The following is an 18,317-nucleotide window of genomic DNA, read 5'->3' as shown; positions in this document are numbered from 1 at the left end:
TCCGTTCATCAAGCCGGGTTGGGGATATCAATAAACGTGACGTCCAGTTCGGTATTTTCCGTTAGCCATTCGCTTAACGCGCGAATTCCGCCGCGCTCGGTGGCATGGTGCCCGGCGGCGTAAAAATGCAGCCCCTGCTCGCGCGCCGAGTGGATGGTTTGCTCTGAAACCTCACCGGTAATAAACGCGTCGACGCCAAAGCGGGCGGCGCTGTCGATAAAGCTCTGGCCGCCGCCGGTGCACCACGCCACGCGAGCGACTTTGTCCGGCCCGGTGTCGCCGCACCACAGCGGTTTGCGTCCCAGCCGCGCTTCAATCCACGAAGCCAGTTCCAGACCCGATACCGCCATCGACAGTTCGCCCCACGGCACCAGCGGCTCGATTTCGCCCATCACGTTGATGCCGAGCAGCGACGCCAGCTGGGCGTTATTGCCCAGTTCCGGGTGGGCATCAAGCGGCAGGTGCCAGCCGTAGAGGTTAATGTCGTTAGCCAACAGCGTTTTGAGGCGGTTGCGCTTCATGCCGCGAATCACCGGCGATTCACCTTTCCAGAAGTAGCCGTGATGGACGATCACCGCATCGGCCTCCAGGCGCACGGCTTCATCCAGCAGCGCCTGGCTGGCGGTTACGCCGGTGACGATTTTTTGTATCGTCTCGCGCCCTTCCACCTGAAGCCCATTGGGGGCGTAATCACTGATGGCCGCGCTATTCAGCTTTTCATTAATCAGTTGTTCCAGTTCACTATTTTTCATTGCCGCTCCACCAGGTCATCATTCTATGCAGAGGGATAACATAACGGTATCCGCCCGGTCAGTCGATAGTTCTGCCGCTTCGCCGTCCATTTTGACTTTTCGCGAAATCCCGCAATTTGTCTACTCCCTCCTGCGCGCATTCGTGTATATTTATGCACTATTACAGCATATTAAATAACCAGAAAGCCTATAACGCCATGAATATCGCTAGTTAATAGCTATTCATGCAGAAAGATCGACTTTCTTTTTTATGGCAGGACGAAGCATTACATGAACACACAATCCTCACAGCCGCGGGCGATTTATTACGTCGTCGCGCTGCAAATCTGGGAATACTTCAGCTTTTACGGCATGCGCGCGCTGCTGATTCTTTATCTCACCAATCAGCTCAAGTATGACGATAATCACGCTTATGCGCTGTTCAGCGCCTACTGTTCTTTAGTTTACGTCACGCCGATTCTCGGCGGCTTCCTGGCCGATAAGCTGCTGGGCAACCGCATGGCGGTGATGCTCGGCGCGCTGTTGATGGCCATCGGCCATCTGGTGCTCGGCGCCAGCGAAATCGCCCCCACCTTCCTCTATCTGTCGCTGGCGATTATTGTCTGCGGCTACGGGCTGTTTAAATCCAACGTCAGCTGCCTGCTCGGCGAACTGTATGAACCCACCGACCCGCGCCGCGACGGCGGTTTTTCGCTGATGTACGCGGCGGGCAACGTCGGGTCTATCATTGCGCCAATCGCCTGCGGCTACGTGCAGGAGGAGTACAGCTGGGCGATGGGCTTTGCGCTGGCGGCGGTAGGCATGATCGCCGGGCTGGTCATTTTCCTCAGCGGCAACCGCCATTTCCGCCATACCCGGGGCGTCAATCGCGAAGCGCTGCGGGCGCGGAGCTTTGTTTTACCAAACTGGGGCTGGCTGCTGGTGCTGCTGATCGCCGCTCCGCTGCTAATCACCGTGCTGTTTTGGCAGGAGTGGTCGGTCTATGCGCTGATTGTGGCGACGGTTATCGGCCTGGCGGTACTGACGCGGATCTACCTGCGCGCGGAGACCGCCGGGCAGCGTAAAGATCTGCGGCTGATTATGGTGCTCACCTGCTTCAGCCTGCTGTTCTGGGCCTTTGCGCAGCAGGGCGGCAGTTCCATCAGCCTGTATATCGACCGTTTCGTTAACCGCCATTTTATGGGCTATGAAATACCGACCGCGATGTTCCAGTCGGTCAACGCCTTTGCGGTGATGCTCTGCGGAGTGGTGCTGGCGTGGCTGGTGAAAGAGAATATCAACGGCAACCGTACCGTGCGCATCTGGGGCAAGTTTGCGTTGGGCCTCGGCCTGATGAGCGCCGGGTTCTGCATCCTGACCCTCAGCGCCCGCTGGTCAGCCGCCTATGGCCACTCCTCGATGCCGCTAATGGTATTGGGTCTGGCGGTGATGGGCTTTGCCGAGCTGTTTATCGACCCGGTTGCGATGTCGCAAATCACCCGTATTCAGATCCCCGGCGTGACCGGCGTGCTGACCGGCATTTATATGCTGCTCTCCGGCGCAATCGCCAACTATCTGGCGGGGGTGATTGCCGACCAGACCTCGCAGGGGTCGTTCGACGCCGCCGGGGCCATCAACTACTCGATTAACGCCTACATTGAGGTGTTCAGCCAGATAACCTGGGGCGCGCTGGCCTGCGTCGGCCTGGTGCTGGCGATCTGGCTGTATCACTCCGTTAAGATCAGGGCTCGTCGCCTGGCGATGGAGTCTTAAGTTCTCTGGCGGCTTCCCAGGCCGCCAGCGTCTCCAGCCGCGCCTGCTTGTGGTCAACAATCGGGCGCGGATAATCCAGCTTTACGCCCTGCTTTTCCGCCCACAGCCACGGTTGATGCACCGCTTTCTCTGGCACTCCGGCCAGCTCCGGCAGCCAGTGACGAATAAACCGCCCCGCTTTATCGAAGCGTTCTCCCTGGGTCGTCGGGTTAAAAATACGAAAATAGGGCGCGGCATCGGTACCCGTGGAGGCCGCCCACTGCCAGCCGCCATTATTCGCCGCCAGATCGCCATCAATAAGCTGTTCGATAAAGTAGCGTTCGCCCAGCCGCCAGTCGATGCGCAGATCTTTAACCAGAAAGCTGGCGACAATCATCCGCAGGCGGTTATGCATCCAGCCGGTCGCATTGAGCTGACGCATGGCGGCATCGACAATCGGGAAACCGGTTTGCCCGCGCTGCCAGGCCTGCAGCGCGGATTTATCATCCAGCCACGCCACGTTATCGGTCCAGCCGATAAAAGGGCGACCTTTACACAAGTTTGGGTAGTAAACCATCAGATGACGGTAAAACTCGCGCCAGATAAGCTCGTTGAGCCATACTGCCCCGGCTTCGCCATCCAGCGCCCGCGGCTGCTCAACCAGCAAACGGTGCAGGCACTGGCGCGGCGAGAGCGCGCCCACCGCCAGGCACGGCGACAGCCGGCTGGTTCCTTCGACGGCGGGAAGATCGCGCTGCTGTTCATAATCGGCGGCTTTTTGCTGGCAGAAACCGCGGAGCCGGGCGATAGCGCTTTTTTCATCCGCGGCGAACAGCTCGCTATCAAAGGGCGTCTGCGGATAGTCTATTTCCACATTAGAGGCGGCAGCGATGGGGCCACTCGCGCGGACTTTCGGCGCGGCGACGCACTCGGGCAGCGCTTCCTGTAAACGGCGAAGAAAGGCATTTTTAAACGGCGTAAACACCTTATACATTTCGCGATTGCCGGTCAGCACGCTGCCCGGCGGCAGCAGGACGCTGTCATCAAAACCCTGACAAGTCACTCCGGCCAGGGTATTTTCCACCGCGGCATCGCGCTGGCGTTCGTTAATTTCGTACTGATAGTTGTAAAACAGATGTGTGACCTGCTGCTGCCCGCAGAAGCTGGCGAGCCGTTTTACGCTGGCGGCAAAATCTTCCGCCTGTTCAACGTGCAGCGGGATCCCCTTTTCCGCCAGCGCCGCTTGCAGGCTGTGAAGATGGCTAACGATAAATGCCGCCTGGCGCGCCGCCATCCCGTGCTGGCGCCATTGCCCTGGCGTGGCGATAAACACCCCCAGCACCCTGGCATGGGGGTCGCGGCAGGCGGCAGCGAGCGCCAGATTATCGTGCATGCGCAAATCCGCGCGAAACCAGACCAGATGGGTGGCCATAACATTCCTTTCATCATTAAAATGGATACATACGACGTCTAAAACAGCTATCCCCCGGGCTTAGCCTGCGGGAAGTTAATAAGTGTAAGCCACTCCAGGCAAAAAAAAACCGCCGGATAAACCGGCGGCGTGATTGATAACAAAATTCTTAGGCGCAGCGCCTGCGCTTCAGCAGGCTTAGCCGTTCGGCCATCTGCAAAGGTTAATAAAAATCTGCGGAGGCCTTTTCCGCCTGCGCCATCCATACCGGCTGTTCGCTGGTTTTTGCCCACACGCGGTGCAGCCAGCTGTAAAAACGCGCGCGGTCTTTCCAGAACAGCATTACCGGCAGCGCCAGCACGCCAGCCGTCACGGCGAAAGCGCGACGCGCAAAGATGATATGAGCAGGATAAGTTTTGTACAACGCCATAATTTCTCTCCCCTTTGTCAGGCCGGCAAGCAAGGCCGGAAAAGTTACAATGTTTCTCTGCTTAAAATAGTACCGCTTTGGCTGTAATTTTACTACTCATCCGACCACTAAAAAGCGCCTATTTAGCTTTTATTTACATTCATCCGGTAACTTAGTTACAAAAAAGTTAAATTAATACTAATCATTAGTTAAATTGTGGGCTTGGTGATTTTTATATTTTTTTTACACCCCCGTCGCTGATTTTTGCGAAATCTTTGCGCCCGACTGCCTATTCTCCTCGTAAATCGAAAAGACACCCGGAGGTGGATTGTGACTGCAGGCGTAATCGCTGGCGTAGCGCTGGTGTTCCTGTTGCTGGTTTATCTGGTTTATGCCCTGATACACGCGGAGGCATTCTGATGGCCGCTCAAGGATTTTTGCTCATTGCGAGCTTTATTCTGCTACTGATGATCCTGGCGCGTCCGCTGGGCGCGGCGCTGGCGACCATGATCAATGATGCCCCGCTACCGGGCCTGGCCGGTATCGAACGCGGTTTATGGCGGGCGGCGGGCATTCGTTCGCAGGAGATGAACTGGTATCAATATTTATTCGCTATCCTGCTGTTTAACGCGCTGGGTCTGGTGGCGCTGTTCGCGCTGCTGACGTTCCAGGGCTCGCTGCCGCTTAACCCGCAGCATCAGCCCGGCCTGTCGTGGGACCTGGCGCTGAATACGGCGGTGAGCTTTGTCAGCAACACCAACTGGCAGGCCTATGCCGGTGAAACCACCATGAGTAGTCTTAGCCAGATGGCCGGGCTGGCGGTGCAAAACTTCCTCTCCGCCGCCACCGGCATCGCGGTGATCTTTGCCCTCACCCGCGCCTATGCCCGACAGAAAGTCAGCACCCTGGGCAACGCCTGGGTCGACCTGACCCGCATCACCCTCTGGCTGCTGCTGCCGATTTCTCTGCTCATCGCGCTGTTCTTTATTCAGCAGGGCGTACCGCAGAGCTTTTCCCCCAATCAGGGATTTACCTCGCTTGAAGGGGTACGCCAGATGCTGCCGATGGGGCCGGTGGCCTCGCAGGAAGCGATAAAAATGCTGGGGACCAACGGCGGCGGCTTCTTTAACGCCAACTCGGCGCATCCGTTTGAAAACCCCACCGCGCTGACCAACCTGGTGCAGATGCTGGCTATCTTTCTCATCCCGGCGGCGCTGTGCTTCGCCTTCGGCGAGGTGGTGGGCGACCGCCGTCAGGGACGCGCGATTCTGTGGGCGATGACGCTGATCTTCATCGTCTGCGTGGCGGTAGTGATGTGGGCGGAGACCCGCGGCAACCCGCATCTGCTGAGCCTTGGCGCCGATAGTAGCCTGAATATGGAAGGCAAAGAGAGCCGGTTCGGCATTCTCGCCAGCAGCCTGTTCGCCGTGGTCACCACCGCCGCGTCATGCGGCGCGGTCAACGCCATGCATGACTCCTTTACCGCGCTGGGCGGGATGGTGCCGATGTGGCTGATGCAGATAGGCGAAGTGGTCTTCGGCGGCGTGGGCTCTGGCCTGTACGGCATGCTGCTGTTCGTCATGCTGGCGGTCTTCATTGCCGGGCTGATGATTGGCCGCACACCGGAATACCTCGGCAAAAAGATCGACGTGCGCGAAATGAAAATGATCGCGCTGGCGATCCTCGTGACCCCAACGCTGGTGCTGCTCGGTACGGCGCTGGCAATGATGACCGAGGCCGGGCGCGCGGGCATGTTCAACCCCGGACCGCACGGCTTCAGCGAAGTGCTGTACGCCGTCACCTCCGCGGCCAACAACAACGGCAGCGCCTTTGGCGGCCTGAGCGCGGCGACGCCGTTCTGGAACCTGCTGCTGGCGTTCTGCATGCTGGTTGGCCGCTTCGCGGTGATTATCCCGGTGCTGGCCATTGCCGGTTCGCTGGTGACCAAGAAAATTCAGCCCGCCGGCAGCGGCACGCTCGCCACCCACGACGCGCTGTTTATCGGCCTGCTGATCGGCACCGTACTGCTGGTGGGCGCCCTGACCTTTATTCCCGCGCTGGCGCTCGGCCCGCTGGCGGAACACTTTTCCTTACTTTAAGCGATTGCGGAGCAACCTGTTATGAGTCGCAAATCATTAGCCCTGCTGGAGCCGACGCTGGTGCGCCAGGCGCTGCTGGACGCCGTGAAAAAACTGAGCCCTGCCGTACAGTGGCGTAACCCAGTGATGTTTATCGTCTGGATCGGCAGCCTGCTGACCACCCTGCTCGCTATCGCCATGGCCAGCGGGCATATCGCCGGCAGCGCCGGTTTTACCGCCGCCATTAGTCTCTGGCTGTGGTTCACCGTCCTGTTCGCCAATTTCGCCGAAGCGATGGCCGAAGGCCGCAGTAAAGCGCAGGCCAACAGCTTGAAGGGGGTCAAAAAGACCGCCTTTGCCCGTAAGCTGCGCGCGCCGCAGCACGATGCGCAAATTGACCACGTACCCGCTGAAGATCTGCGTAAAGGCGACGTGGTGCTGGTCGAAGCGGGGGATATTATTCCCTGCGACGGCGAGGTTATCGAAGGCGGCGCATCCGTGGATGAAAGCGCCATTACCGGCGAATCCGCGCCGGTTATCCGCGAATCCGGGGGCGACTTCGCCTCGGTGACCGGCGGGACGCGTATTCTCTCCGACTGGCTGGTGATCCGCTGCAGCGTCAACCCGGGCGAAACCTTCCTTGACCGGATGATCGCCATGGTTGAAGGCGCCCAGCGCCGCAAGACGCCGAACGAAATCGCCCTGACGATCCTGCTTATCGCCCTGACCCTGGTGTTCCTGCTGGCCACCGCCACCATCTGGCCCTTCTCCGCCTGGAGCGGTAACGCGGTCAGCGTGACGGTGCTGGTGGCGCTGCTGGTGTGCCTGATCCCGACCACTATCGGCGGCCTGCTGTCGGCTATCGGCGTCGCCGGGATGAGCCGCATGCTCGGCGCGAACGTGATTGCCACCAGCGGACGCGCGGTTGAAGCGGCGGGCGATGTCGACGTTCTACTGCTGGATAAAACCGGCACCATTACCCTCGGCAACCGCCAGGCTTCAGCGTTCCTGCCCGCGCAGGGCGTGGAAGAGAAAACCCTTGCCGATGCCGCCCAGCTCTCTTCGCTGGCCGACGAAACGCCGGAAGGCCGCAGCATCGTGGTGCTGGCAAAGCAGCGCTTTAATCTGCGCGAGCGCGATCTGCAATCGCTGCACGCCACCTTCGTGCCCTTTACCGCCCAGACCCGGATGAGCGGGATTAACATCGACCAGCGGATGATCCGTAAAGGTTCCGTGGATGCCATTCGCCGCCACGTTGAGGCTAACGGCGGCCACTTCCCGGCCGATGTCGATAAACAGGTTGAAGACGTGGCGCGTCTTGGCGCCACGCCGCTGGTGGTCGCCGAAGGCGAGCGGGTGCTGGGGATTATTTCGCTGAAAGATATCGTCAAAGGCGGCATCAAAGAGCGTTTTGCCCAGCTGCGTAAAATGGGGATTAAAACGGTGATGATCACCGGCGATAACCGCCTGACCGCCGCCGCTATCGCCGCGGAAGCGGGCGTGGACGACTTTCTCGCCGAAGCGACGCCGGAAGCCAAGCTGGCGTTAATCCGCCAGTATCAGTCGGAAGGACGGCTGGTGGCGATGACCGGCGACGGTACCAACGACGCCCCGGCGCTGGCGCAGGCCGACGTCGCGGTGGCGATGAACTCCGGTACCCAGGCGGCGAAAGAGGCGGGTAACATGGTGGACCTCGACTCCAACCCCACCAAACTGATCGAGGTCGTGCACATCGGTAAACAGATGCTGATGACCCGCGGTTCATTAACCACCTTCAGTATCGCCAATGACGTGGCGAAGTACTTTGCCATCATTCCGGCCGCCTTTGCCGCGGTCTATCCGCCGCTGGCGATGCTTAACGTGATGCATCTGCACTCGCCCTCTTCGGCGATCCTGAGCGCGGTGATTTTTAATGCGCTGATTATCATCTTCCTGATCCCGCTGGCGCTGAAGGGGGTGAGCTATAAGCCGCTGACGGCCTCGGCGATGCTGCGCCGCAACCTGTGGGTCTATGGCCTGGGCGGACTGCTGGTGCCGTTTATCGGTATCAAAGCGATCGACCTGTTACTGACCCTGACCGGGCTGATGTGAGGAAAAAACCATGTCATTGATTCGTCCTGCTGTTGTGCTGTTTATTCTGTTAACGCTGCTCACCGGCGGCGTCTATCCGCTATTAACCACCGCGCTAGGACAGTGGTGGTTCCCGCAGCAGGCCAACGGCTCGCTGCTGAGGATTGACGGCGAAGTGCGCGGTTCCAGCCTTATCGGGCAGAACTTTACCGCGCCGGGCTATTTCCAGGGTCGCCCATCCGCCACGGCGGAGATGCCGGATAATCCGCTGGCATCCGGCGGCAGCAACCTCGCGGCCAGCAATCCGGCGCTGGATAAAGCCATCAGCGAACGAGTGCAGACCCTGCGCGTCGCCAACCCGGACGCCACGTCCAGGGTTCCGGTGGAGCTGGTCACCGCTTCGGCGAGCGGACTGGATTACAGCCTGACCCCGGCCGCCGCCCTGTGGCAGGCGCCGCGCGTCGCCAAAGCCCGGCAGCTGAGCGTGGAGCAGGTCACGCAACTGGTCAACGAGGCAACGCAAAAACCGTTGCTCAGCTTTCTCGGCCAACCTGTGGTAAATATACTGCAGCTGAATATGTCGCTGGATGCCCTGAAGGATAAGTGAAATGAGTGACGAGCCGCTGCGTCCGGACCCCGATCGCCTGCTGCAACACACCGCCGCCCCGCATCGCGGTAAGTTAAAGGTTTTTTTCGGCGCCTGCGCGGGGGTGGGGAAAACCTGGGCGATGCTGGCGGAAGCGCAGCGGCTGCGCGCCCAGGGGCTGGATATTCTGATTGGCGTGGCGGAAACCCACGGGCGTAAAGAGACGGCGGCGATGCTTGAGGGGCTCTGCACCCTGCCCCAGCGCCGCCTCTCCCACCGCGGGCGCTACGTTAAAGAGTTTGACCTTGACGGCGCCCTGGCCCGCCGCCCGGCGCTGATCCTCGTCGATGAGCTGGCGCACAGCAACGCGCCCGGCTCCCGTCATCCTAAACGCTGGCAGGACGTCGAAGAGCTGTTGGAAGCCGGTATCGACGTGTTTACCACCGTTAACGTCCAGCACCTCGAGAGCCTGAACGACGTCGTCAGCGGCATCACCGGCGTGCAGGTCCGTGAAACCGTCCCCGATCCGTTCTTCGACGCCGCCGACGATGTGGTACTGGTCGACCTGCCTCCCGACGATCTCCGCCAGCGGCTCAATGAAGGGAAAGTCTATATCGGCGGCCAGGCCGAGCGGGCTATTGAGAACTTCTTTCGCAAGGGCAACCTGATCGCCCTGCGCGAGCTGGCGCTGCGCCGTACCGCCGATCGGGTCGATGAGCAAATGCGCGCCTGGCGCGATCGTCAGGGACAGGAAAAAGTCTGGCACACCCGCGACGCCATTTTGCTCTGCATCGGCCACAACACCGGCAGCGAAAAGCTGGTTCGCGCCGCCGCCCGCCTCGCGGCCAGGCTGGGGAGCGTCTGGCATGCGGTGTATGTGGAAACCCCCTCTCTGCATCGCCTGCCGGAAGCGAAACGGCGGGCGATCCTCGCCGCGCTCAGGCTGGCTCAGGAACTGGGGGCGGAAACCGCGACCCTCGCCGATCCTTCTGAAGAGCGGGCCGTTCTGCACTACGCCCGCGAGCATAACCTCGGCAAGATAGTGATTGGCCGCCAGCAAAAAAGGCGCTGGTGGGACCGCAGCGGCTTCGCCGATCGGCTGGCCCGCCACGCGCCGGACCTCGATCTGGTCGTGATCGCGCTGGATGAAAAAGCCGCCCCCCTGCCCGCTCGCGCCAGCGATGGCCGGACCGCAATGGAAAAATGGCGTTTGCAGCTCCAGGGATGCGTCGTCGCCATCGCCCTGTGCGCGGTGATAACCGTCGTCGCCATGCAGTGGCTGATGGCTTTTGAAGCCGCCAACCTGGTGATGCTGTATCTGCTGGGCGTGGTAATTATCGCCCTGTTGTATGGACGCTGGCCGTCGGTGCTGGCGACGGTGATTAACGTGGTCAGCTTTGACCTGTTTTTTGTCGCGCCGCGCGGTACGCTGGCGGTTTCCGATGTGCAGTATCTGCTGACCTTTAGCGTGATGCTCACCGTCGGGCTGCTTATCGGCAACCTCACCGCCGGCGTACGCTATCAGGCGCGGGTGGCGCGCTATCGCGAACAGCGCACCCGGCATCTGTACGAAATGTCAAAAGCGCTGGCGGTGGGCCGCAGCCGTGAGGACGTCGCCGCCACCAGCGAGCGCTTTATCGCCTCGACGTTTCAGGCGCGCAGCCAGCTGCTGCTGCCCGATGAAACGAACCGGCTCTCTCCGCTGACTCCGCAAACGGCGGCCATCACCTGGGATGACGCCATTGCCCGCTGGAGCTTCGATAAAGGGCAGCCCGCCGGGGCGGGTACCGATACGCTACCCGGCGTGCCGTACCAAATCCTGCCGCTGAAAAGCGCCGCCCGCACCTGGGGGCTGCTGGTCGTGGAACCCGCCAACCTCCGCCAGCTGATGATCCCCGAACAGCAGCGCCTGCTGGAAACCTTCACCCTGCTGGTCGCCAGCGCGCTGGAGAGACTGACGCTTACCGCCAGCGAAGAGCAGGCGCGGCTGAACAGCGAACGGGAAAGCCTGCGTAACTCGCTGCTGGCAGCGCTGTCCCACGATCTGCGGACGCCGTTAACGGTGCTGTTCGGCCAGGCTGAAATCCTGACGCTCGATCTCGCCAGCGAAGGGTCGAAACACGCGCCGCAGGCCAATGAGATTCGTCAGCACGTGTTGAACACCACCCGGCTGGTAAATAATCTCCTCGATATGGCGCGGATCCAGTCCGGCGGCTTTAATTTGCATAAAGAGTGGCTAACTCTGGAAGAGGTGGTCGGTAGCGCGCTGCGTATGCTGGAGCCGGGGCTCGGCGGCCGGCATATTCAGCTCGCGCTGCCGGACCCGCTGCTGCTGGTTCACGTCGACGGGCCGCTATTTGAACGGGTACTGATTAATCTGCTGGAAAATGCGGTGAAGTACGCGGGAACAGAGGCGCACATCGGCATTACCGCGCACGTCGACCCGCACAATTTACTGCTTGAGGTTTGGGATAACGGACCGGGTATTCCTGCCGGCCAGGAACAGGCTATCTTTGATAAATTCGCCCGCGGGAATAAAGAGTCGGCGATCCCCGGCGTCGGTCTGGGCCTGGCGATTTGCCAGGCGATCGTTGAGGTGCACGGCGGAACGATTAGCGCCGCGACGCGCCCGCAAGGCGGCGCCTGTTTCCGTGTTACACTGCCGAGAGAAGCGCCCCCTGAACTGGAAGATTTAGCCGAGGAAATGTGATTAACGTTTTGATCATCGAAGATGAGCATGCTATCCGCCGCTTTCTGCGCACCGCGCTGGAAGCCGACGGCATGCGCGTATTTGAAGCGGAAACGCTGCAGCGCGGGCTGATCGAAGCCGCGACCCGCAAGCCGGATTTAACCATTCTCGATCTTGGCCTGCCCGATGGTGACGGCAACGCGTTTATCCGTGAGGTTCGCCAGTGGAGCCAGATGCCGATTATCGTCCTCTCTGCGCGCACCGAGGAGCAGGACAAAATCGCCGCGCTTGACGCCGGCGCCGATGATTATCTCAGCAAACCCTTTGGTATCGGTGAACTGCAGGCGCGGCTGAGGGTGGCAATGCGCCGCCATGCCGGCGCCCAGGCCGATGAGCCGCTGGTGCGTTTTGCCGATGTCGAAGTCGATATCCCCGCCCGCCGCATCGTGCGCGGCGACGAAGAGATCCACCTGACGCCCATTGAATTTCGCCTGCTGGTGGTACTGCTGAATAATCCCGGCAAAGTGCTGACCCAGCGGCAGTTGCTCAACCAGGTCTGGGGGCCGAACGCGGTGGAACACAGCCACTATCTGCGGATCTATATGGGACATCTGCGACAGAAGCTGGAGGCCGACCCGGCGCGCCCGCAGCATCTGCTGACCGAAACCGGGATCGGCTATCGGTTTATGCCCTAGCTGATCCCCGGCTCGCGCTTTGCTTAGCCGGGCTACAGGCCCGCCGTCGTCTGCCAGGCGGTAGCCCGGACAAGCGCGTCAAGCGCCGCCTCCAGGAAATGTGCCGGGCCTCATAAATCAACGCTGTTTCATCCCGGTGGCGCTGCGCTGACCGGGCTAAGGGTTCACCGCCAACTGCGGGCCGGTAGCCCGGATAAGGCGTTTACGCCGCAATCCGGGGAATGCAGGCGATTATTGCCCGTAGTAGGCCCCTGCCCCGTGTTTACGCAAATAGTGTTTATCCAGCAGCGTCGCAGAGACCGGCTGTTCATCAATGCTCAGCTGACGGGTCCACATATTCATATAGGCAATCTCCTCCAGCACCACCGCATTATGCACCGCGTTCGCCGGATCTTTTCCCCATGCAAATGGGCCGTGCCCGTGGACCAGCGCGGCGGGCACGCTGAGCGGATCGGTATGCTGCGCCCCCAGCGTTTCGATAATCACGTGACCGGTATTGGTTTCATAATCACCGCGGATTTCATCATCGCTGAGCGGGCGGGTACAGGGGATCGGCCCATAAAAATAGTCGGCGTGGGTAGTGCCCATCGCCAGCAGCGGCCTGCCCGACTGCGCCCAAATCGTCGCGTGGCGCGAATGGGTGTGCACAATTCCGCCCACGCCGCTAAACGCCTTATACAGCTCCAGATGGGTCGGCGTATCCGACGAGGGCTTATAGCGCCCCTCTACCACCCTGCCGGTCGCCAGCTCCACCACCACCATATCCTCGGCCGTCATCACGGCGTATTCCACGCCGGAGGGTTTGATCACCACCAGCCCGGCCTCGCGATCGATACCGCTGACGTTGCCCCAGGTAAAGGTCACAAGATGAAATTTCGGCAGCGCCAGATTGGCGTCAAGAACCGTCTGCTTGAGTTTATCCAGCATACTTCACTCCTGAATTCACATTAACTTCATGCTGCGGGGCAAGAAAACCCTGCTGGTATTTATCCGTTAACCACGCTTTGGCCTCGGCAATTCTCTCGCTATCCAGCCCGTCATTTTTGGCCCACATCTCAATCAACCATGCGCCGCGATAGTTCAGCGCGGCAAGCGAACGGAAGATCTCGCTGAAATCCACGCAGCCGGTGCCGAACGGCACATCGCGGAACTGCCCCAGCGAGGCGTGTGAAACGGGCTGGGTGTCTTTCAAATGGATGGCGCTGATTTTATGAATGCCCTTACTCAACTCTTCAGGAACATCGTTTTGCCACGCGCTTAAGTTGCCAACGTCCGGATAGACGCAAAACCACGGACTGCAAACCTTCCGTTCGAGATCCAACCAGCGCGAGATATTGCTCATAAAGGCGGTATCCATAATCTCCATCGACAGCATCACCTGTGCTTTCGCCGCTTCGGCCACCGCCCAGTTGATGCCCTCAATAAAGTATTCCCGGGTCTGTGCCGAAGAGGATTCGTAATAGACGTCATAGCCTGCCAGCTGGATGTTGCGGATCCCGACGTGGCTGGCAAAATCCAGCGCATCAAGCATCAGTTCCCGCGCCTTGAGCCGGGTATCGCGATTGACGCTACCAAAGGGATGGCTGCGGTGCGCGGAGAGGCACATGCTCGGCACATCAATGCCGCTGTTGATTTTGTCCGCCACGAACGCCAGCCGCTGCCCCCGATTCCAGCGCAGCCTGGCCTGGCGTTCGGGGCTTTCATCAACGGAGATTTCGATAAAATCAAACGCCAGGCCGGCCGCCATTTCGAAGCGTTTCGGCCAGTCCAGCGCTGCGGGGAGCGCTTTTTCGTAGATGCCAAGTCTGGGTTTCATTGCGCCGCTCCCGTCGCCCTGGAGAGGCTTTGCGCGACAGCTAAGTAACGGGCGTAGCCTTCGCGCAGCTGCTGATGCCGATTGCTATCGGGTTGATAGCAGACCACCTCGGGCTGCGTGGCCGCAATCGCCTCGCTGAAGTTAGCATAGGCGCCACTGCCGGCCGCGGCGCACAGCGCGGCGGCTCGACAGCCGGCCTGTTCGATATCCACTACTTCCAGCGGAAGATTGGCCGCATCGGCGTACATCTGCGTCCAGCCTCTCGACTGGCTCGGCCCGCCGGTAAAGCGAATTTTTTGAATATCCCGATTGAGTTCAATAATGCGGTCCTGATGCACCAGGTGAGAAAAAACGATCCCGCGATAGATGGCCGCAATAATATCCTTTTTCGTATGATGCCCCGCGAGGCCCACCAGCGCGCCGGGCAGATCCATCGCCAGATTGGAACCGAACAAATAGGGTAAAAAAATGAGGTTGCTGTCGGTATCTTGCGCGATCCAGCTTTCGAAATGGTCGTAGCAGCGGTCATCGTCAGGGAAAAACTGCTTCACAAACCAGGAGAGATTGCTCGCCGAAGTGGGGCTGCCCTCGTGAACGAAGTATTTGCCCGGAATGCAGTATTTCCCCCAGATGTAGGGAAAGTCGCTGGCAATAATGCTATCCGTCACCGAGGTGGCGATACTCCAGGTTCCGGCCACCGCGCTCAGGGTATCCGCCCGATCAATGCCCGAGGAGACGGCGGAGGCGACCACGTCGAAAAAGCCGCCGAAAACCGGCGTCCCCGGGCATAAACCGCAGTCCAGCGAGGCCTGCAAGGTAATGTGGCCCACGCAATCCGTTGAGTTCACCACCGGCGCGGTTTTATCCACCACTTCCTCAATGCCAAATAGCGCCATCATGTCGCTGTCGTAGCGAGAGGTGAACTGGTTATAAAAATTACTGCCGGAGATATTGGTGATTTCTGCCGTCGCTTCGCCGGTCAGGCGGAAACGGATGTAGTCGTGGACCATCAAAACGGCATCGATTCTGTCGTAATTGGCCGGCTCATACTCTTTAAGCCACGCCAGCAGCGACACCGGATGTCCGGTCCACAACTGCTGCAATCCTTTTGGATAGGCCAGTTTGTCGATACCTTCACGGTACCATTTTTTGACAAACTCAAGCGCCCGGGTATCAGATGAAATAATCCCATTGCGCACCGGCTCGCCTTTTTTGTCAATCGCGTAGAGCCCTTTGCCGTGCGAGGAGAAACCGATCCCGCCGATGCTTAGCGGCGGCACCTGGCTTTCATACAGCGCTTTTTTTATCACGCTGCAAACGGTATCCCATAGCTCATGCATGTTCCGCTCGGTAAAGCCCGGCTGTTCGGATAATACCTGCGCATATTGCGACGCCACATGAATCTCTTGCCCTAACTCATTATATATACCGGCTTTGGTGACCGTACCACCGATATCAACCCCGATAAAATTCATTTCCCTTCGCCTCATATTTAAAATAAATTAACGTCTGGCTGAGCTAATAAAGGTGGCGCCCCAAATAATAAGCCCTTTCACCACATACTGAACGTAAGGTGAGATCCCAAGGAGGTTTAAACCATTATTCAGTACGCCGAGCATCATGGCGCCAATCAGCGTGCCGATAATCATTCCGCGGCCGCCGGCAATTGATGCCCCGCCGAGCACCACGGCGGCAATTGCATCCAGTTCAAATCCGACGCCGGCATTCGGCTGGCCGCTCATCACGCGCGAGGTGAAAATAAGACCGGCAAAACTGGCGGTAAAGCCGCTGATCACGTAAACCAGCAATTTATAATATTTCACCCGCAGCCCGCTCAGGCGCGCCGCTTCTTCATTACCGCCGAGGGAATAAACATAGCGACCAAACGGCATATGATTCAGGACGATATAAAAGATGAGATATAAAACCACCATCAGAATAATAGGCACCTGAATACCGAACAGATATTCGCGGCCCCAAAAAGCGAATGAATCCGGTAAACCGGAGATGGGGTAGCCGCCGGTATAGATCAGCGCCAGTCCCTTCGCAATAATCATTGCCCCGAGGGTCACGATAATCGGCGGCATTTTACCGTAGGCGGTTAAAAAGCCGTTCAGCGCGCCAAAGGCGACGCCGGAAAACAGGCCGATAAGAATGGCTAACCACGGATCTAAACCATAGTACTTCATTAATCCCGCCATCAGGGTACCGGCCAGGGCCATGACCGCGCCGACGGAGAGGTCGATCCCGCCGGTCAGGATGGCAAAGGTCATCCCGATAGCAATGATGGCATTAATCGAGACCTGGCGGGCGACGGTCGATAAGTTATCGACCGTTAAAAAGTAGTCATTAAAAATAGCCATACAGGAGAACAGGAGTACCAGACCAACAAACGGCAGGAACGCGGGCATTTTTAATAAACCATGGAGCATCTTTTTATTTTTATCAGGAGATGCGGCGGGCGCTAATGACACGTTTTCATTACTCATTTAATACTCCCTAAATAATATTACCGGCAGCGTGCAGCATAATCACAGTGGAATTTATTTGGTCGCTCTCGAGTTCGGCAACGATATTACCGTCGCGAAAAACCATCACCCTGTCGCTAACGCCAATCACCTCTGGTAGCTCAGATGAAATCATAATTATTGAAATACCCTGGGCGGTGAGGTCACGCATGATTTGATAGATTTCTGATTTCGCTCCGACATCAATACCGCGAGTCGGTTCGTCAAAAATAAGAATATTGACATCATGATTTAACCAACGAGAAATAACGACTTTCTGCTGGTTACCGCCGCTCAACGTCCCTACCGCGGTTCCAGCATCCGGCGTTTTCACGCCAACGTGATTAATTAAACGCTCGGCGGTCAGGCGCTCTTCGTTATCGCGGATAAGCGAGAACTGGCAGGCGTGTTTGTTAAGCCAGATATTATCTTTGACCGAAAAAGGAAGCACCAGCCCCTGCGTTTTTCGGCTTTCCGGCAACAGACCAATGCCCAGACGCAGAGCCCGGTCGGTGGATTTTATCGTCACCTCTTTTCCGGCCAGGCGGACGCGCTTTTTGAAGCATTTATCCGCGCCGGTCAGGGCCAGGATCGCTTCGGAACGCCCCGATCCCACCAGCCCGGCGAGGCCTAAGATCTCCCCTTTGCGCAGCGTCAGTCGATTGACCTGGCTAGTTTCGGTAAGCTGAATTTCCGCCTCCAGTACTATGTCGTCATGCGCCAGCGTCCGCCGTGCGGGATAGATATTCTCCACTTCACGGCCAACCATCATCTGGATCATCTCGGCGATATCGATATTGTCGACCTTTGCCGACCCGATATATTTGCCGTCGCGGAGAATGCTCAGGCTGTCACAGATCTCATATATCTCCTCAAGATGGTGAGAGATAAAGAACATCCCGACGCCTTTGGCCTTTAAATCGCGCATCACGCGGAAAAGATGCTCCGCCTCACTCGGGGTTAAGGTCGCGGTGGGTTCATCCAGAATGAGAATTCGCGCATCTAGCGACAGCGCTTTGGCAATTTCCACGAACTGCTGCTCGGCGACGCTGAGATGGCAAATTTGCTCATCGGGATCGAGGGTCACGCCAAGATCTTTAAAAATCCGCAACGCCTCGCGGCGCATCGCTTTACGATCTAACAGACCAAAACTATTTACCTTTTCGCGATTAAGGAAAATATTCTCATAAGCGTTCAGATAGGGAATAAGAGAAAATTCCTGAAAGATAATCCCTACGCCGCAGGCAATCGCGTCACGATAGTTATGAAAATGCTGTTGCTTACCGTCAATAAAAATATTACCGGCGTCAGGTTGATATATCCCGCAAAGGATTTTCATTAACGTCGATTTACCCGCGCCGTTTTCACCTAATAAAGCATGCACCTCCCCTCGGCCAAGGGTGATATTAACATTATCCAGCGCCTTGACCCCGGGGAAGCTTTTACTGACGTTTTTAACTTCCAGTAAGCTGGGCATAAACATCGCTCCATAATGGCTCGATAAAATAGCGAGCCATACTTTAATAAGAATCCGGCACGGCTCACCTGAATTAGCGAGAGCCGCTATGGCGTA

At 58.4% G+C, this 18,317-nt stretch carries 15 protein-coding genes; 7 read left to right on the top strand and 8 right to left on the bottom strand.

All coding sequences use genetic code 11. The features are described from left to right. Window positions 1–8: 8 nt before the first annotated feature. On the bottom strand, window positions 9–752 hold the full coding sequence (gene ybgI, locus KOSB73_RS11040) for a radiation resistance protein YbgI (RefSeq protein WP_024358787.1): 744 nt from the start codon (window positions 750–752) through the stop codon (window positions 9–11). Window positions 753–1,022: 270 nt separating this feature from the next. Between ybgI and dtpD the strand changes: the two genes are divergently transcribed. Beyond that, on the top strand, window positions 1,023–2,504 hold the full coding sequence (gene dtpD, locus KOSB73_RS11035) for a dipeptide permease DtpD (RefSeq protein WP_004132624.1): 1,482 nt from the start codon (window positions 1,023–1,025) through the stop codon (window positions 2,502–2,504). Here the strand turns inward: dtpD and phrB are convergent. Continuing rightward, window positions 2,473–3,915, bottom strand: coding sequence for a deoxyribodipyrimidine photo-lyase (phrB, locus tag KOSB73_RS11030; RefSeq protein WP_024358788.1), 1,443 nt, complete (start codon window positions 3,913–3,915; stop codon window positions 2,473–2,475). The genes dtpD and phrB overlap by 32 nt on opposite strands. Before the next feature lie 202 nt (window positions 3,916–4,117). Further along, the gene (locus tag KOSB73_RS11025) at window positions 4,118–4,327 is read right to left on the bottom strand and encodes a YbfA family protein (RefSeq protein WP_162626030.1); all 210 of its coding nucleotides are present in this window, start codon (window positions 4,325–4,327) and stop codon (window positions 4,118–4,120) included. 306 nt (window positions 4,328–4,633) lie between these two features. Here KOSB73_RS11025 and kdpF point away from each other — a divergent pair, with 306 nt between their 5' ends. The 6 genes from kdpF to kdpE are packed head-to-tail and all read left to right on the top strand — an operon-like array spanning window position 4,634 to window position 12,421. Continuing rightward, the gene (kdpF, locus tag KOSB73_RS11020; RefSeq protein WP_049250631.1) at window positions 4,634–4,723 is read left to right on the top strand and encodes a K(+)-transporting ATPase subunit F; all 90 of its coding nucleotides are present in this window, start codon (window positions 4,634–4,636) and stop codon (window positions 4,721–4,723) included. Continuing rightward, window positions 4,723–6,402 carry a potassium-transporting ATPase subunit KdpA gene (kdpA, locus tag KOSB73_RS11015; protein WP_049131919.1) on the top strand — a complete coding sequence of 560 codons (1,680 nt, stop codon included), beginning with the start codon at window positions 4,723–4,725 and terminating at the stop codon, window positions 6,400–6,402. The genes kdpF and kdpA overlap by 1 nt, the downstream gene beginning before the upstream one ends. Before the next feature lie 21 nt (window positions 6,403–6,423). Further along, window positions 6,424–8,472, top strand: a complete 2,049-nt coding sequence (gene kdpB, locus KOSB73_RS11010; protein WP_024358790.1) for a potassium-transporting ATPase subunit KdpB — start codon at window positions 6,424–6,426, stop codon at window positions 8,470–8,472. 10 nt (window positions 8,473–8,482) lie between these two features. Next, window positions 8,483–9,058, top strand: coding sequence for a potassium-transporting ATPase subunit KdpC (gene kdpC / locus KOSB73_RS11005; protein WP_004132632.1), 576 nt, complete (start codon window positions 8,483–8,485; stop codon window positions 9,056–9,058). Window position 9,059: 1 nt separating this feature from the next. Continuing rightward, window positions 9,060–11,747 carry a two-component system sensor histidine kinase KdpD gene (gene kdpD / locus KOSB73_RS11000; RefSeq protein WP_004132634.1) on the top strand — a complete coding sequence of 896 codons (2,688 nt, stop codon included), beginning with the start codon at window positions 9,060–9,062 and terminating at the stop codon, window positions 11,745–11,747. Further along, on the top strand, window positions 11,744–12,421 hold the full coding sequence (kdpE, locus tag KOSB73_RS10995; protein ID WP_004132635.1) for a two-component system response regulator KdpE: 678 nt from the start codon (window positions 11,744–11,746) through the stop codon (window positions 12,419–12,421). Before kdpD ends, kdpE begins: the two co-directional genes overlap by 4 nt. Before the next feature lie 231 nt (window positions 12,422–12,652). Here kdpE and araD read toward each other — a convergent pair whose 3' ends face one another. The 5 genes from araD to KOSB73_RS10970 all read right to left on the bottom strand — a co-directional run bounded on the left by araD (window position 12,653) and on the right by KOSB73_RS10970 (window position 18,221). Next, window positions 12,653–13,348 carry an L-ribulose-5-phosphate 4-epimerase gene (araD, locus tag KOSB73_RS10990; protein WP_049088755.1) on the bottom strand — a complete coding sequence of 232 codons (696 nt, stop codon included), beginning with the start codon at window positions 13,346–13,348 and terminating at the stop codon, window positions 12,653–12,655. Continuing rightward, a complete protein-coding gene (locus KOSB73_RS10985) occupies window positions 13,338–14,237 on the bottom strand; it encodes an L-ribulose-5-phosphate 3-epimerase (RefSeq protein ID WP_049086590.1) in 900 nt (299 codons plus the stop codon). The genes araD and KOSB73_RS10985 overlap by 11 nt, the downstream gene beginning before the upstream one ends. Then, entirely contained in the window at window positions 14,234–15,712 is a 1,479-nt protein-coding gene (locus tag KOSB73_RS10980) for an FGGY-family carbohydrate kinase (protein WP_049086592.1), read from the bottom strand. Before KOSB73_RS10980 ends, KOSB73_RS10985 begins: the two co-directional genes overlap by 4 nt. 27 nt (window positions 15,713–15,739) lie before the next feature. After that, window positions 15,740–16,669, bottom strand: a complete 930-nt coding sequence (locus KOSB73_RS10975) for an ABC transporter permease (RefSeq protein WP_049099949.1) — start codon at window positions 16,667–16,669, stop codon at window positions 15,740–15,742. 67 nt (window positions 16,670–16,736) lie between these two features. Then, entirely contained in the window at window positions 16,737–18,221 is a 1,485-nt protein-coding gene (locus KOSB73_RS10970) for a sugar ABC transporter ATP-binding protein (protein ID WP_049088762.1), read from the bottom strand. Window positions 18,222–18,317 lie beyond the last annotated feature (96 nt).

This window comes from Klebsiella grimontii (assembly GCF_900200035.1).
Lineage (GTDB): Bacteria > Pseudomonadota > Gammaproteobacteria > Enterobacterales > Enterobacteriaceae > Klebsiella > Klebsiella grimontii.
Note: the sequence above shows the minus strand (reverse complement) of the source record. Positions and strands in the feature narration are given on the sequence as shown.

Coding starts and splice junctions, on each gene's coding strand:
- ybgI (WP_024358787.1), bottom strand. CDS start 752: ATGAAAAATAGTGAACTGGAACAACTGATTAATGAAAAGCTGAATAGC.
- dtpD (WP_004132624.1), top strand. CDS start 1,023: ATGAACACACAATCCTCACAGCCGCGGGCGATTTATTACGTCGTCGCG.
- phrB (WP_024358788.1), bottom strand. CDS start 3,915: ATGGCCACCCATCTGGTCTGGTTTCGCGCGGATTTGCGCATGCACGAT.
- kdpA (WP_049131919.1), top strand. CDS start 4,723: ATGGCCGCTCAAGGATTTTTGCTCATTGCGAGCTTTATTCTGCTACTG.
- kdpB (WP_024358790.1), top strand. CDS start 6,424: ATGAGTCGCAAATCATTAGCCCTGCTGGAGCCGACGCTGGTGCGCCAG.
- kdpC (WP_004132632.1), top strand. CDS start 8,483: ATGTCATTGATTCGTCCTGCTGTTGTGCTGTTTATTCTGTTAACGCTG.
- kdpD (WP_004132634.1), top strand. CDS start 9,060: ATGAGTGACGAGCCGCTGCGTCCGGACCCCGATCGCCTGCTGCAACAC.
- araD (WP_049088755.1), bottom strand. CDS start 13,348: ATGCTGGATAAACTCAAGCAGACGGTTCTTGACGCCAATCTGGCGCTG.
- KOSB73_RS10985 (WP_049086590.1), bottom strand. CDS start 14,237: ATGAAACCCAGACTTGGCATCTACGAAAAAGCGCTCCCCGCAGCGCTG.
- KOSB73_RS10980 (WP_049086592.1), bottom strand. CDS start 15,712: ATGAATTTTATCGGGGTTGATATCGGTGGTACGGTCACCAAAGCCGGT.
- KOSB73_RS10975 (WP_049099949.1), bottom strand. CDS start 16,669: ATGCTCCATGGTTTATTAAAAATGCCCGCGTTCCTGCCGTTTGTTGGT.
- KOSB73_RS10970 (WP_049088762.1), bottom strand. CDS start 18,221: ATGCCCAGCTTACTGGAAGTTAAAAACGTCAGTAAAAGCTTCCCCGGG.